This window comes from Zhenpiania hominis (assembly GCF_014333425.1).
In the GTDB taxonomy this organism is placed as follows: domain Bacteria; phylum Bacillota; class Clostridia; order Peptostreptococcales; family Anaerovoracaceae; genus Hominibacterium; species Hominibacterium hominis.
The window spans coordinates 19,346-34,208 of the sequence record NZ_JACRYT010000019.1 but is presented as its reverse complement, the minus strand read 5'-3'; the positions used below and the strand labels follow the sequence as shown (position 1 = coordinate 34,208).

14 protein-coding genes and 1 riboswitch are annotated in these 14,863 nt (G+C 48.6%); of the genes, 6 read left to right on the top strand and 8 right to left on the bottom strand.

Annotation, left to right across the window (positions count from 1 at the left end):
- Position 1: 1 nt before the first annotated feature.
- A complete protein-coding gene (locus H9L42_RS13395; RefSeq protein WP_187303914.1) occupies positions 2–1,129 on the bottom strand; it encodes an aldo/keto reductase in 1,128 nt (375 codons plus the stop codon).
- 72 nt (positions 1,130–1,201) lie between these two features.
- Between H9L42_RS13395 and H9L42_RS13390 the strand changes: the two genes are divergently transcribed.
- On the top strand, positions 1,202–2,284 hold the full coding sequence (locus H9L42_RS13390; RefSeq protein WP_187303913.1) for a serine hydrolase domain-containing protein: 1,083 nt from the start codon (positions 1,202–1,204) through the stop codon (positions 2,282–2,284).
- Here H9L42_RS13390 and H9L42_RS13385 read toward each other — a convergent pair.
- On the bottom strand, positions 2,268–3,443 hold the full coding sequence (locus H9L42_RS13385; RefSeq protein WP_187303912.1) for a hypothetical protein: 1,176 nt from the start codon (positions 3,441–3,443) through the stop codon (positions 2,268–2,270). The two genes, H9L42_RS13390 and H9L42_RS13385, sit on opposite strands and share 17 nt — an antisense overlap.
- Before the next feature lie 158 nt (positions 3,444–3,601).
- Positions 3,602–3,716: riboswitch (SAM riboswitch) on the top strand.
- An 80-nt stretch (positions 3,717–3,796) separates the two neighbouring features.
- Here H9L42_RS13385 and metK point away from each other — a divergent pair.
- The gene (gene metK / locus H9L42_RS13380) at positions 3,797–4,981 is read left to right on the top strand and encodes a methionine adenosyltransferase (RefSeq protein WP_187303911.1); all 1,185 of its coding nucleotides are present in this window, start codon (positions 3,797–3,799) and stop codon (positions 4,979–4,981) included.
- 86 nt (positions 4,982–5,067) lie between these two features.
- Positions 5,068–6,387 (top strand): aspartate kinase, encoded by a 1,320-nt coding sequence (locus H9L42_RS13375; protein WP_187303910.1) that lies wholly within the window; start codon positions 5,068–5,070, stop codon positions 6,385–6,387.
- Between the two features lie 61 nt (positions 6,388–6,448).
- Here H9L42_RS13375 and H9L42_RS13370 read toward each other — a convergent pair whose 3' ends face one another.
- Complete coding sequence (locus H9L42_RS13370) at positions 6,449–6,898, bottom strand: hypothetical protein (RefSeq protein WP_187303909.1); 450 nt, start codon at positions 6,896–6,898, stop codon at positions 6,449–6,451.
- A gap of 95 nt (positions 6,899–6,993) precedes the next feature.
- A complete protein-coding gene (locus H9L42_RS13365) occupies positions 6,994–7,383 on the bottom strand; it encodes an Abi family protein (RefSeq protein ID WP_187303908.1) in 390 nt (129 codons plus the stop codon).
- Between the two features lie 406 nt (positions 7,384–7,789).
- Between H9L42_RS13365 and H9L42_RS13360 the strand changes: the two genes are divergently transcribed.
- A complete protein-coding gene (locus tag H9L42_RS13360) occupies positions 7,790–8,467 on the top strand; it encodes a response regulator (protein ID WP_207734983.1) in 678 nt (225 codons plus the stop codon).
- Positions 8,460–10,817 carry a sensor histidine kinase gene (locus H9L42_RS13355; RefSeq protein WP_187303907.1) on the top strand — a complete coding sequence of 786 codons (2,358 nt, stop codon included), beginning with the start codon at positions 8,460–8,462 and terminating at the stop codon, positions 10,815–10,817. Before H9L42_RS13360 ends, H9L42_RS13355 begins: the two co-directional genes overlap by 8 nt.
- A 263-nt stretch (positions 10,818–11,080) precedes the next feature.
- On the opposite strand, the gene H9L42_RS13350 is transcribed toward H9L42_RS13355, so the two are convergent.
- Together H9L42_RS13350 and H9L42_RS13345 are read right to left on the bottom strand one after the other, a co-directional pair.
- Complete coding sequence (locus H9L42_RS13350) at positions 11,081–11,710, bottom strand: CatB-related O-acetyltransferase (protein ID WP_187303906.1); 630 nt, start codon at positions 11,708–11,710, stop codon at positions 11,081–11,083.
- A 134-nt stretch (positions 11,711–11,844) separates the two neighbouring features.
- Positions 11,845–12,135 carry a DUF4491 family protein gene (locus tag H9L42_RS13345; RefSeq protein ID WP_187303905.1) on the bottom strand — a complete coding sequence of 97 codons (291 nt, stop codon included), beginning with the start codon at positions 12,133–12,135 and terminating at the stop codon, positions 11,845–11,847.
- 407 nt (positions 12,136–12,542) lie between these two features.
- Here H9L42_RS13345 and H9L42_RS13340 point away from each other — a divergent pair, with 407 nt between their 5' ends.
- Positions 12,543–12,725, top strand: coding sequence for a hypothetical protein (locus H9L42_RS13340; RefSeq protein ID WP_187303904.1), 183 nt, complete (start codon positions 12,543–12,545; stop codon positions 12,723–12,725).
- A 46-nt stretch (positions 12,726–12,771) separates the two neighbouring features.
- Here H9L42_RS13340 and H9L42_RS13335 read toward each other — a convergent pair whose 3' ends face one another.
- Complete coding sequence (locus H9L42_RS13335; RefSeq protein WP_187303903.1) at positions 12,772–13,119, bottom strand: hypothetical protein; 348 nt, start codon at positions 13,117–13,119, stop codon at positions 12,772–12,774.
- A gap of 131 nt (positions 13,120–13,250) precedes the next feature.
- On the bottom strand, positions 13,251–14,831 hold the full coding sequence (gene asnB, locus H9L42_RS13330) for an asparagine synthase B (RefSeq protein ID WP_187303902.1): 1,581 nt from the start codon (positions 14,829–14,831) through the stop codon (positions 13,251–13,253).
- Between the last annotated feature and the right edge of the window lie 32 nt (positions 14,832–14,863).

Sequence of the window (14,863 nt, the reverse complement as noted above, 5' to 3'; positions counted from 1 at the left end):
GCTATTCAAAGATTTCCGCGGTTTTTTTCATGATTTCACTGATGGGAAGATGCTGCGGACAGTGGTCTTCACAGGCTTTGCAGGCTATGCAGTCTCCAGGCTGCCTGTCTTTGACCAGCCAGTTGGGATAGTCCGCCTTGATTTTCGGATTTCCCTCATAGAGGAACCATTCGTTGTAAAAGCGGATGGCTGTAGGAATATCGATTTTTTTCGGGCACGGCATGCAGTATTTGCAGGATGTGCAGGAATATTGAATCAGCCGGTTGTATTCGGAGGACACCTGATCAATGATGGAAAGTTCCTTTTCTGTAAGGCTGTTCGGCTTTGCCTGGGAAAGAATTCGCAGATTCTCTTCCAGTTGCTCAGGAGCGCTCATCCCGCTGAGGATGGTCAAAATTTCGGAATGATTCGCAACCCAGCGAAGCGCCCATTCTGCCGGAGTGCGCTGAATCTCTGCCTGTTTCCAGAGGGCTTTTACACTGGGAGGCAGAGTGTCTGTGAGCTTTCCGCCTTTCAGCGGTTCCATAATGATGACCGGGATCCCTTTTTCCGCCGCGTAATGAAGGCCTTCTTCGCCCGCCTGGAATTCTTTATCCATATAGTTTAGCTGAATCTGGCAGAAATCCCAAGGATAGGAATCAATGACCTCTTTAAAAAGGGAAAGCTGATCGTGGAAAGAAAAGCCGATATGACGGATTTTTCCTTCTGCCCGCTTTTCTTCCAGAAAGTCCATCAGATGAAACTTCTGCGCCCGTTTCCATACTGGTACGGTTACATTATGGACCAGGTACATATCAATGACATCCACCTCCAGCCGCGCGAACTGTTCGTCAAATATACTGCGCATGGCCTCCTCATCTTTTGCCAGCCATACGGGCATTTTATCCGCGAGAAGAACTTTTTCGCGATATCCGTCCTTTAGAGCCTGGCCGACTATTTTTTCACTTTCTCCATCGTGGTACATGTAGGCGGTATCCACATAATTAATCCCCTCATCGATGGAATGACGGATCATGGAAATGGCGGCCTCACGATCCACTTGGCCGTCTTCCGTTACTGGAAGGCGCATGGTCCCCATGCCTAAAAGAGAAATTTTCTGTCCGGTTTTATCAAATGTACGATATTGCATATCTTATCTCCTCACCTTATGATATAATGAATTTCACTTTAAGATTATAAACCAGGGAGGATATTCCACGCAATGAAAAATATAATAAATCAGCTGGATTCTTATATGCGGGAGGCTTTGTGCCTCTTTGATCTGCCGGGGCTCGCCGTATCGGCGGAAGTGGGAGAAAATGGGCCCCGCGCCCTTGCGGGACTGAATTACAAAGGCGCGGCAGGAGTAAAGGATATTACAACAAAGGAACCGTTAAAGCCAGAGCATGTCTTTCATATGGCTTCGGTTTCCAAGCTTTTCACGTCAGCGGGGATTTTGGCTCTCTGTGAAGAGGGGAAACTGAGCCTGGAGGATCGGCTGCGGGACGTGCTGCCTTATGTGGATATTGCGGATGACCGGGTGGCGGAAATCCAGGTACGCCATATGCTGACCCATACTTCGGGAATGGCGGATGTAGAGGATTATCACTGGGACACACCGAGAACAGATGAGGCGGCTTTGAAAGACTACGCCACGAGCCGGGAGGTCCGGGAATCCCGAATGCTCTGGTCCCCGTCAGAAGGACGTTTCCGCTACAGCAATATGGCCTATGAGCTTTTGGGACTGATGATTGCCGAGCGGTCCGGTATGAGCTATGAGGCCTATATGAAGAAAAAATTCTTAGAGCCTTTGGGTATGGAAGCTTCCACGTTTTTGACTTTTGAGCGGACTGGGGGAAGTCTTGCGCTGGATGATCTGAGCCAGGCGGGTCTTGCTATGCCTCATACCAAGGATTCGGAGAAGCGGATTGTAAAGGAGGTTCACTATCCGTATAACCGGGAGCATGGACCAAGTTCAACGCTTACCAGCAATCTTTCCGATCTGGCCAGGTGGGCGAAGGTCCATCTTGACAGGGCCCTCTTTCCGAAAGAGCGGTATAACGAGATCTGGACCAGTTACGCGACGGTTCCCAATAATGGAGAAGGAATGGGACTGGGGTGGTTTCTGCGCAGGCAGGAAAGCTATGAAATTTATGGACATGAGGGAACCGACGATGGATTCCGTGCCAGCTTTTGGATCTGTCCGCAGCTTGACGCGCATGTGACCGTTGTTTCCAATATCAGCCGCGGAGCAGTCAAAAAGATCAGCAAAAAGATATTTGAAATGCTTATTCATTCCGTATAAAATCGAGAAATTCGTTAAAATCCTCAAAGTCGCTCTGGATGAACTCATAGAGCACAGGTTCTTTGAATTCATACTTGGCGGTTGCCATTAGATAAGGGGCCAGCACACTTTTTCGCAGATCCCGTTCCAGAGCGTGGATTCCGGGAAGGCTGTAGGAAGAAACGATCAGCTGTCCGAAATCCGTAATATAATACAAGCCGAAAACATCCTCACTGAGACGGAATACCCGCTTGTTCACATGGTTATTGTTCTTGTTGAACGCAAGGAACAGCTTTCCGTTTTCATGTGAGGTTGTCATGCTTCCAAGAGTCATTTGCCCTAAGGCGGCGCCGAATTCTTCAGGCGGCATCAGAACTTCGTAGACCGTTACGAATTCCGCCCGTGACAGCATCATCGCGGCTTCCGCCGAACTTACCGGAAAACCGGAACACTTCTCAAAGGAGGTGATGCGGTTGTTTTTTACAGTGACTTCCGAAATCAGGAGCATGTAATGATCGTCATATTCAATGAGGGATTCACACAGATAGCTGCCCGGTTCATATTCATCTTCATCAATTGTATTTTTACACAGGGTGGCGGGCTTGTGCTCCGCGTAAATATCCAGGGGGAATTTTCCATCGCACAGCCAGGAAGCGGCTTCGTAGTCGTGGCCAAAGCAGCGCATCAAAAAATAATTGATTGCCTGATAATCGGAAACAATTTCGTCACACTGCTTTCTGTTTAGTATTTTCTGTTCATTGGGATTCAGGACTGTTTCATTTTCAAGGAGAAATCCGTATTCCTCCCTGCCCTCCGGAAGGGGAAGTCCATGGCGGTTATTAAAGCGCGCGTACTGACTGATCAGATAACGGGCTTCCCGCTGTGTAAGTTCTACCTTGCGTCCTCCAAGGCCACCAATGAGAGCTTGCTCAATAGACGCGATTTCTTCGACATCGTTTCCCAGAATGCTCTTATAAGTTTCAAAACCATATTCCTCCGCATCAAAATAAAAGAACTGATGGAAATCAGAAGAACGCTCAGAAAGCTTCCAATGGATATAAAGACCGGTTACTCCCATAAGACGGGTGTCGGTGATATAAGCTCCCACAAATTTTTTTTCTTCAGCATTTTTCGGGACGGAAAGGCCGCCTTCAATTACAGTAAATGTTGGTCTGGTCAATTGGACACCTCTTAATAAATTTCATACATACAAGTATAACCTATTTTTAGAAAATTACAAGTAGGACAAAAGCCAAGGGCAATCGCTTTCAGAATCCGCTATTGACAAGCGACTGAAATCCGCTATAATAAAAGAGGTAGAAAATGAAATAATAGAAATCCTTATTAAGAGCGGCAGAGGGAATAGGCCCAGTGAAGCCCGGCAACCTAGATGTTTCTCGAAAACAGAAAAGGTGCTAAATCCTACAGAATAGTTTATTCTGAAAGATGAGGAAACATGATGAAAATCAGACCTCTTCTTTTCGGAAGAGGTTTTTTCATAACATAAGGATTCTATAGGAACAGGAGGAGAATATGAAAAAGTTTTTTACATCGGAATCGGTAACAGAAGGTCATCCGGATAAAATCTGCGACCAGATTTCGGACGCGATTCTGGACGCGATTTTCGAACAGGACCCTTATGGGCGGGTAGCCGCGGAAACTACGGTCAATACCGGATACGCCATGGTGATGGGAGAGATCACGACAGACTGTTATATTGACATTCAGAAAATCGCCAGAAACGTAATCTGCGATATCGGATATACAAAGAGCGACTACGGGTTTGACGGCAATACCTGCGCGGTGCTGACCGCCATCGATGAGCAGTCCCCCGACATCGCTATGGGAGTTGACAAAGCGCTGGAATATAAGGAAGGCTCTCTGGCAGATGAAGCGGAGGAAACGGGAGCCGGCGACCAGGGAATCATGTTCGGATTTGCCTGCAATGAGACGCCGGAGCTGATGCCGATGCCTATCGCCATGGCTCACAAGCTGGCGAGACGTCTGACGGAAGTGAGAAAAGCGGGACTGCTGCCTTATCTGAGACCGGACGGAAAAACGCAGGTGACCGTCGAATACGATGATGACAAGGTGGCGCGCATTGATACGGTACTGGTTTCTTCCCAGCATGATCCGGACGTGACTCAGGAGCAGATCCGCAGGGATATTATCGAACAGGTTATTAAACCGATTGTACCGGCGCAGCTCCTTGATGAGAATACAAAGTATTATGTGAATCCGACCGGAAAGTTTGTAATCGGAGGTCCTCACGGCGATTCCGGCCTGACCGGAAGAAAGATTATTGTCGATACATATGGAGGCTATGCCCGTCACGGCGGCGGAGCCTTCAGCGGAAAAGATCCGACAAAGGTAGACCGTTCCGCGGCTTACGCGGCGAGATACGCGGCGAAGAACCTTGTGGCGGCAGGACTTGCGGACAAATGCGAGATTCAGCTGGCATACGCCATCGGCGTGGCAAAACCGGTGTCAATCCTGGTCGATTCTTTTGGAACCGGAAAAGTGTCGGATGAAAAGCTGGCTCAGCTTGTGGAAGAGCACTTTGATCTGAGACCGGCGGCGATTATTCGGGATCTGGATCTGAGAAGACCGATTTACCGGCAGCTTGCCGCTTACGGTCATTTTGGGAGAACGGATATCGACGTGCCGTGGGAAAAGACGGACAAGGCACAGGCGCTGAAACAGAGCGCGGGAATTTAAAGAGGGGCGGAAAAGAGCAAAATACGCGGCAGACGCATAGTCTGAAAACAGGAATGTAAGCACTACATCGAGGAGGAATGATTGAAGTGGGAATAAAAGTAGCAAAATTCGGCGGTTCTTCCGTAGCGGACGCCATTCAGATCGGTAAGACAAAAAAGATTATCGAGGCGGATCCGGATCGGAAATATATTGTTGTATCCGCTCCGGGAAAACGGTTTGACGGAGACACGAAGGTTACAGATCTGCTGTATCTTTGCAAAACGCATATTGAGCACAATCTGCCGTACGAGCAGCTGTACCAGGTGGTGTGTGACCGCTACAAAGTGACGGAAGTAAACCTGGAGGTGCAGGTGAATATTCAGAAATACCTGGATGAGATCAAAGAAAATCTGGAAAAGGGAACGACCGCGGATTATGTAGCCAGCAGAGGCGAATATCTGAACGCGATTCTCATCGCCGCTTATCTGGGTTACGATTTTGTGGACTCCGCGCCGCTGATTCACTTTAATGAAAAGGGAAAACTGCTTGCGGAAGAGACGGATCAGGCTTTGAAAGCGGAACTGGCGAAACACGAAAGAGCCGTGCTTCCCGGCTTTTACGGGAGCACGCCGGATGGCAACATTAAAACCTTCAGCCGGGGCGGATCGGATATTACCGGCGCGCTGGTAGCAAGAGCGGTAGAGGCCGATGTTTATGAAAACTGGACCGATGTTTCCGGATTTTTGATGGCGGATCCGCGGATTGTGGAAGACGCCAAACCCATCAGTACGATTTCCTATAAAGAGCTGAGAGAACTTTCCTATATGGGAGCTACGGTTCTTCACGAAGACGCGATCTACCCGGCCCGTATCGCCGACATTCCGATCAATATCCGCAACACCAACCGGCCGCAGGACGAGGGAACCCTTATTACCGCGGAAGCGGGACCGTTGGAAGACGGACAGATTATCACGGGAATCGCCGGAAGCAAAGACTTCATCGTTATCGCCCTGTATAAAAACATGCTCAGCGATGAACGGGGATTTGTCAGAAGAATCGCGGGAATTTTAGAGGATTTCGATATTTCTCTGGAGCATCTTCCAACGGGAATTGATACGGTATCCGTCGTAATTTCCAGCGAAAGCGTTGACGGCAGGCTGGATGAGATTGTTGAAGAATTCAAACAGCAGCTTAAGCCGGATAATATCGATGTCATCGAGCATATTGCTCTGATCGCCACAGTCGGATACGGAATGTCCTCCCGTCCGGGAGTTTCGGCAAAACTGTTTTCCGCACTGGCGGAGGCAGGCGTCAATATCCGCATGATCGACCAGGGTTCCAGCGAAATGAATATTATCGTTGGCGTGGAAAACGATGCTCTGGAAACTTCCATTCGGGCGATTTATAAGGCGTTTGTAAACGAATAGAGCATACTTTTATCAGGACTGCCGCCTTTTTGAGCGGCGGTCTTTTGTTTTTTGGGAGCGTTCACAAATTCTGTTTCCGGTAGGCGTCGGTCGCGTCCATCAGCCGGACAGACAGTTTGATGAGGCGCAGGGATGCCTGCTGCAGGTCAAGATGATTTTCCTTGAGATCGTGCTCGATTTCGGAGAGCATATCGTTTTTTTCTAAAATCAGGGCCGCGGTCGGATCGGAATCATCCAGTTTTCCGCGGGAAATCTGAATGATCCCGATTTCCCGCAGCAGATTTTCATAATCAGCAGGCCCGTCCTTATGAGTCAGCAAATCCAGTTCATTGAGTACCCGCAGCAGATGGGCGGCAGTATCTTCCAGATATTTAATGTGCAGGACGCGCTGTTCCTGTTTTTGATCCAGACTGCGGTAATAACGCGTAACAATGACTCCGGACAGCCATCCGGAAAGAATCCCGGTTCCCATGCCGATGGCGGCGGAGAGCAGCATTTCGTAGACAGACAAATCGGTGTTCCTCTCTTTCCTGGTATTTATTATGGACGGGAGAACGGAAATTCATGCCTGCCCTGAACAACGCTATCCACAAATGAGATAGAGGGCTATAAAGATTGAATTTCCTGCCAGTTTAAAGGAAATCCCATTTGAGATAATACCATATCAACAGAAATGGTTGATAAATTGTGTGATAGAATTTGAATTTGCTCTTGGAGTGCGGGAAAGAATTTGTTAAAAGAGCTTTTCGAAAGTATAATTCTGAAAATGATGACGATCGCAAATAAGTCATTTTTTCCACAAACTGGGTTGTTTCCAGCGTTTATAGGGATATTCGTCATTTTATGTAAAGGCATGGTTGGAATACTGTTGGGTTTCAGATTATACCGAAAGGACTTCTCAATAATACGTTTCGCACGGCGGCTGTCGGAGATAATCATCCCTCTGGATTTTAACTTATGCAGTTGGGAATCTACTGTACAAAAAATTTTATCCATACTTTTCTTTCGTAATAAAAAACCCCGGGCCCGTAGGACACCGGAGTATGATCCGTAATATAATATGCAACGTAACTAAATTCTATAATTTATTATAGCCGGATGCTTCCAAAAAAGTCAATATGAATTTAGACTGAATTTTATTAAGTCCTTTGGGTCTGTATATTATAGCATGAGTGGAATTATAAATCTATACATTTTTGTAAAAAAATGTATATTTTGATGGAAGAAATACCAGTTTATAAAATTACAGATAGACAGAGGGAAGCTACTCCAAGCTGAGTTCTATTTGGGTGAAAGTATGCTATACTGACTGTATGCTGAAAGGAAAATCATGCCTGCAGGGAAAAAGACATAAAAAGGACACAAGGATTTGTAGAATAAAGATACAGGAGGTAAGTGTATTGTGTATAGCCTGTTAATAGCGGAAGATGAGGAAAAGCTGCGTTTTATTGTGAAGGAATTTTTTGTGAAACGAGGATTTGAGGTGTGGGAAGCCGCGGACGGTGAGGAAGCTGTACATCTGGCGGAAAAACGGGACTTTGATCTGATCCTGCTGGATGTTATGATGCCCAATATGGATGGGTTTGAGGCATGCAGGAAAATCCGCGGGAAGAAGGACGTTCCAATTCTCTTTCTGACCGCGCGGACATCGGAAGAAGATCAGCTGCGGGGATTTCAGCTGGAGGCGGATGATTATGTTATAAAGCCCTTTTCTCTTCCCGTGCTCCACGCCCGGGTCTGCGCGTTGCTCAAACGCAGGAAAGGAGCGGATGCGGGCAGAGAACTGAGAGCGGAAGGGATCCTAGTGAATCTGGAGACCCGGGAAGTGCAGGTTGACGGGGAGCCTGTTTCCATGCCTCCCAGAGTATATAACCTCCTGGTGTATCTGATGCGAAATCAGAACCGGATTCTTACAAGGCAGCAGATCCTGGATCAGGTCTGGGGAGAAGACATCTTCTGCTATGACAGGGTTGTGGACACCACCATTAAAAAACTGCGGCATGCTCTCGGTGACAGGGCCGGGTGCATCCGCACGATTGTAAAGGTGGGGTACAAGTTTCAGGAGGAGAAATATGAATAAAGAGAAGGGACGGTTTTCCTTTGCGGCGCGGACGATCGCGGCGCTGGCTCTGCTCGGTATCGTTCTGATGGCGATTGCGACAGTTACGTATGCGGATCATTACGCGGATCAGGTACTCGACAAGTCGAGAAAGCAGGTGGAGGATATCGCGGCCGAAGTGCGCGGCTGTATTGATGTGAATCCGGAAAGCACGGAGTACCGGAACGGGTTTAACTGGGCGCAGGCCGCGGCGGTGATGCGGTATTACCGGTTTATGAAACGGCCGGAGTTTAAGCGGATGGGAGTAGACTTTGATGTCCAGCTGTATGTTGGAAAAGAGAAGAACGGCGTGATTCAGTCGCTGGAAGAACTGCGACCGCAGACGCCGGTTCTGCTGTCCGCTCCCTTTTCCCGTCTGGGAACCACGATTGTTTTTGCGGATGTCTTTGATGATGGTCAGATGAAAGAACTGGAATCTGTGCTGAAAAAGAATGAGTCCATCTGGGTTGAAACGGCAAAGGGGTACAGGGAAGGGTGGTTTTTCTTCCCGACGAAACTCGAACTCGAAAATGAACGTTCCGAAAAAGCAGAGATGCAAACCGCCTATCAGGGCAATGGAAAAACGCTACGGGCAACGAGTATTCAGGATATTCAGATCCTCGGTTCGGAAGGAATTCTGGCGGGCGACCGGGATCGCGGAGATGAAAAACCGCCGAAGGTATTGCGGGAGTACATAGCGGAGCTTCAGGAGAGGGTAAAGCAGGGAGCGAGCAGTGAAGAAATCCCGGGCGGGAACAGTTCCAATTATCAATGGACGAGTCTTGAGGTGAAAGGATTGGAGGATGCTCTCCCCGGAAATGCGGTACTGCTGTACGGGGCGGAAGCGAGGCCGCTCAGCTATGCGCTTTCTCAAATGAAGACGTTTTATCTGTTCGGCGCCGCGATTTGTGTCATCATTGGAGGCATTCTGCTCGGCGGGCATAACAAAGTGCTGGAACGGCAGTGGGAAACAGAGAAAAAACGCCGCCGCATGATGGATTCCATGGCTCACGATCTGAAAACCCCATTGGGAATTATTAAAAATTACGGGGAAGTGCTGTTAGAAGAGCCTTCGCCGGAAAAGCGGGAACAGTATACCGTTACTATTCTTGAGGAAGCGGATTCCATGAATGAGGCAGTGGTCAGTATGCTGGATCTTTCCAAAATGGAAGCGGGAACTTACCCCATGGAGCTCAGCAGTTTGTCTGTCAGTGAACTGGCAGAACATCTGGCGGATCGGATGGAAACTCCGGCTGAACGGAAAGGCGTCCGGCTCAATCGGGACCTTCCGCCGACGGATAGGATTGTAGCGGATAAACGGCTGATCTCTAAAATTCTCTCCAACTTTCTTTCGAACGCTCTGCGCCATACGAAAGCCGGAGGCTTCATTGAACTGAACGTAACGCAGGGACAAAAAGGCGTCCGGATTTCCGTGAAAAATCAGGGGCAGCCTGTTTCCTCCAGTGAAATGAAAAAAATCTGGAATTCCTTTTACCGCAGCGACGAGGCGAGAAAAAGCGATGAGGGCGGCAGCGGACTGGGACTTGCGATTGTCCGGAATGCCTGTCTGATGCACGGTGGCAGTTATGGCTGCGAGAATGAAGAAGACGGCGTGCGTTTCTGGGCGGAAATTCCGTCTCTGGAAAAAGGGCTGCGAAAAACGGAGGCGCGGACAGGACCGGTTCTGAATGTGACCGGAGACGGCTTGCGGCTGAAAGGTCTGGTGATGGCAGCGGCAGGTCTGATTGTGCAGGGGCTGTTCGGCTGGATTTTTTATGAAGCGGCTGTAACCGAACTGTTTGTGCCGGACGCGGGGTATATTCATATCTGGCCTATGTCCGCGGGGTTCGGCGGCTTTCTGTGGATTGGAGGCGGTTTCAGTTGTCTGGGACTGATGCGGCTCAAAGACAGAGTGGCTGTTTTCAAAACTCCGTTTAAAGCTGCCGCAATTTCTTGGATTGTGATCCTGGCATTGGAGGTGAAGCTGATTCAGTGCCTGCTGGCGGACGTAGACGATGGAGGTTGGCCGCTGATTGTTCTGGAACTGACGGTATGGCTGGTATCGATCGTTACCGTCCTGCTCGTGTTCCGAGCCTGTATGCTGCTTGCGAAACAATATGGGGACAAGCGATTTTACTGGAAAATGCTCTGGAAGTGCGGGTTTTATCTGCTATTGGTGATTTCGTATTTCCTCTTTCTGTTCGCCGGAAGCCTCTGGGGAATCATGCTGCTTTACTCCTGGATCTTCTGGCCGGGAATCTGCGTTTTCGCCGCCTGGACATGGATTCAGGTTTACCGGCGATTTAACGGAAAGGAGCCGCGGGAGGAATAACTGATAAAATTTATCAGCTAAAGCGGCGAAAATTGACGAAAGCGCTCGCAGGCTGTTACTATTGATAGTGAACAGAAATCAAAGGAGTGAGAAACGATGAAGCAGCATAAATTCTGGGCCTGGGCGGGCGCGATTTGTTTTTTCCTGGCGTTTATTACCGGGTACAAACGCAAATAAGAAATACAAAAGTGCGCGGATTTCCGTAAAGTCTGACAAAGAGACGGAATCCGCGCACTTTTTTTCAGAATGTGAAAAAACGCTGTTTATACCAATGCTTTCATATCACCATTCTTTATAGCCTCTATTTTCCGGGCGATCTTTTCCCTTGGCCAGTTCCACCATTTCAGTTCCAGAAGGGCAGCGATGGTTTCTTCTGAAAAGCGGCGGCGGATTTGTCTGGCGGGAACGCCGCCTACGATTGTGTAGGGCGGTATGTCTTTTGTCACAACCGATCGGGCGCCAATAATGGCACCGTCTCCGATGGTTACGCCGGACATGATGACCGCTTCATAGCCGATCCAGACGTCATTGCCGATGATAATGTCGCCTTTCCTGTCCCATGCGCTTGTGATATCCTCTACGTCCAGATCCCACTCCTCAAAGAAAATGGGAAAGGGATAAGTGGATAAGGATTTCTGTGTATGATTGGCGCTGGTAAAAAGAAATTTCGCGCCGCAGGCAATGGAACAGAATTTTCCCATAATCAGTCGGTCACGATTGATCGGAAAGTGATATAATACGTTGTTTTTTTCAAAATCCCGCGGATCTCGGACAAAGTCGTTGTACATCGTGAAATCACCGACTATGATATTCGGGTTTGTGATAACGTGTTTCAGATATACGGTTTCCCGGTCGTTTGCGCGGGGGTATATTTTTTTCTCCGATATAGTCATATTTATCCTCCCAATGAATTAGCTCTAAGTTATACGGCTATATCGGACGCTACAATGCAGCGTTTCATCTGCCTCACTCCTTTTTTCGTTGTTTCTCCGGTGCGCCACTGGAAGACTTTTCTACCCCAAATCTTCTATCTTTTCCGATTGGGGTTTTTCGGAAACCACCCTTTCGCTACCCGCTGGGCCTGTTCTTTGATTTCCCGGATACTCCACAGGCAGGCAACGCCAACCAAAGCAAGGAGAATGGAAAAAAGCCCCTGCACAAAAAGAGCGGCGGCAAGCAGTAATAGTCCCGCGATGAGGAAAAGCGGCCAGACGCGCTGGGAAAAATAGTATTCACATTTAATTACAATCGGATGAAACAGTCCGATAATCAGAAGAGAAGCGATTCCGATTAGAATACCCTCAAAATTCAGTTCCATAAAAACAACCTCTTTTTTCTTTTCATTTTATCATATAGGCAGGCTGGAAGGTAGGGAAAGTTAACGGGACCGCGAAGTTTCGATCGGAAAGGAGGAAGCCGAGCGCCGAATTGTAGCCAAAGCCTTTAAACCTGGCTTGGTGGATACAAAAGTTCCCCGTTAGAGGAAGGCGTCTTTTGGCAAATCGCCGGTTTTTCTGTATTTCTGATAAACACATCTCTTCAGACCCATAACTTTTGTATCCACCAGGCTCTTTTCGGCCATCCGGGATACAAAAACCGATTTTTGGACTAACGGAGCTTATCCGTTCCTATATTTTAATAATTCCAAAACAATTCCAAAGCAATTCGCTAACATGCCGGACTTAAAATACAGCCATAAGATAAAGATTGCTGGAGGAAAAGAAGATGAAAAAGAAGAATTTTGTGTCACTTATTCTGGGAACCATCGGCGGACTGCTGTTTGCAATCGGCATGTGCATGTGCCTGGTGACGGTCTGGGGTATGATGCTCCCGGGAATTCTGATCGGTATTGTAGGGATTCTGCTGCTGTTGGGACTGATCCCGCTTTGCAGAGGACTGACCGAATAATCAACGTAATTTTGAAAAGAGACAGGAGGTAGTAAAAGTGGCAAAATCAAAGCTCGTAAAAGCAAATGACAAAATCGCGGAGCACGTTGTATCCGGGTACAAGAAGATCGAGGATGGTGTTGTCAATGGGTATCAGAAAGTGGAACCGAAAGGACATGATTTTATCCCTGGCAGCCGGGAACGCCGGCTGCCTTGTCTTTGGTACAGGCATGTGCTGCGTGCTGATCTTGCAGGGAAGGTTTTTCCTGAAGGGGCTCCTGATCGGAATCTGCAGTATTTCCGGAATTGCCGGCGCCTGGCCGCTGTATTTCTGGATTACGAAAACTGAAATAATCGATAATTGTGTTAAATCCGTCCATGCTGTCTCGTCTTCCACGACTAAAATTTGAAACATGTCCATTCCCTCCTTTGCGCCAGATCCGGCGTCAGCCGGTATTTCCCGCAGTTTAAATTGATTATAGCATGGAAATGTTAAAGTTTTGTTTCTGTTTGCCGGGAAAAGACGAAAATGTCGGCATTCCGCAGCTATTTACCGCTGGATCCGTAGTTGGAAAGCACACGGGCGGACGGATCGGAGACATCGCATCCCGCCCAGTCTCTGTTGGGCATCCAGAAATCTTTGACCATCCGGGCCTGACCCGGGTAATAAGTTTCAAACAGCTCCCGGTACAGCAGGGATTCCTTGGTAAAAGGCGGGACAAACGTGTATTTCTGCCGCTTTTCTTCGAATTCCGAATCGCTGTACCTGCTTTCGGCGTACGCTTTCAGGTCATCTACCATAGAATGACCCACCGCGTCGGAAAAGGCCGCCTTTTCACGCGTCAGAATCGAATGAGGAAGATAGGAACCTTCAAAAGCATGGCGGAGCAGATATTTTCCGATGCCGTAGGTGTTCCTTTTCTTCTCCGGATCGATACTCATGACATATTCCACAAAATCCAGGTCCCCAAAAGGAACTCTGGCTTCCATGGAGTTTACGGAGATGCACCGATCTGCCCGCAGGACGTCGTACATATGGATTTCCCGGATCCGTTTTTTGGATTCTTCCTGAAAGGCCCGGGGGTCCGGCGCGAAATCCGTATATTTATAGCCGAACAGCTCGTCTGAAATTTCACCCGTCAAAAGGACGCGAATATCGGTGTTTTCGTGAATGTATTTGCAGACAAGATACATGCCGATGCTGGCGCGGATCGTTGTGATATCGTAGGTCCCCAGGATGGAAACGACCCGGGGCAGGGCTTCGAGCACATCTTCCTTTGTAATGATGACCTCCTGATGTTCCGATCCGATGTATTCCGCCACTTCACGGGCATATTTCAAATCAATGGCGTCCGTATCCATACCGATGGAAAAGGTGCGGATCGGCTTTTTCAGAATCCGCGCGGAAATGGCGCATACCAGGGAAGAGTCCAGTCCTCCGCTCAGGAGAAAGCCTACCGGAGTGTCTGAATCAAGCCGTTTTTCGATGGCGGCGATCAGTTTGTGATGGATTTTCAGACAGATGGTTTCTACATCATCCGCACAGTCCGGTTCGGTTGCCGCGATATCACGGTAACAGATAAAATGCTCTCCGTCATAGCAATGGCCCGGTGGAAACGGAAGGATCTCGTCACACAGCCCAACCAGGTTTTTGGCTTCGCTGGCGAACAACATACCGCCGCTTTTGTCTTTCCCGTAAAACAGAGGGCGGATTCCCAGCGGGTCTCTTGCGGCAATCAGCTTATCCTGTTTTGCGTCATAGAGGATCAGGGCGAATTCCGCGTCCAGCTGCCGGAACATGGAAAGCCCCTGCTCGCGGTAAAGGGGCAGCAGTACCTCACAGTCTGATTCGCTCCGGAACACATAACCCTTTTCCTCCAGGGATTCTTTTATCGGGCGAAAGCCGTAGATCTCTCCGTTACAGATCAGATAATCCCCGTCAAGGGAAAAGGGTTGCATGGCCTCCGGCTGCAGCCCCATAATCGCCAGTCGGTGAAATCCCAGAACTACATGTTCCAGGCGGATCATTCGCGTTTCATCCGGACCTCTGGAAATGGTCCGGTCAAATCCTTCTTTAAATGCGTCGATGGAAAGCTCCCCGCCGCAGTATCCCATAATTGAACACATCGTTTCTCATCTCCTTTGATTTTTATCTGTTT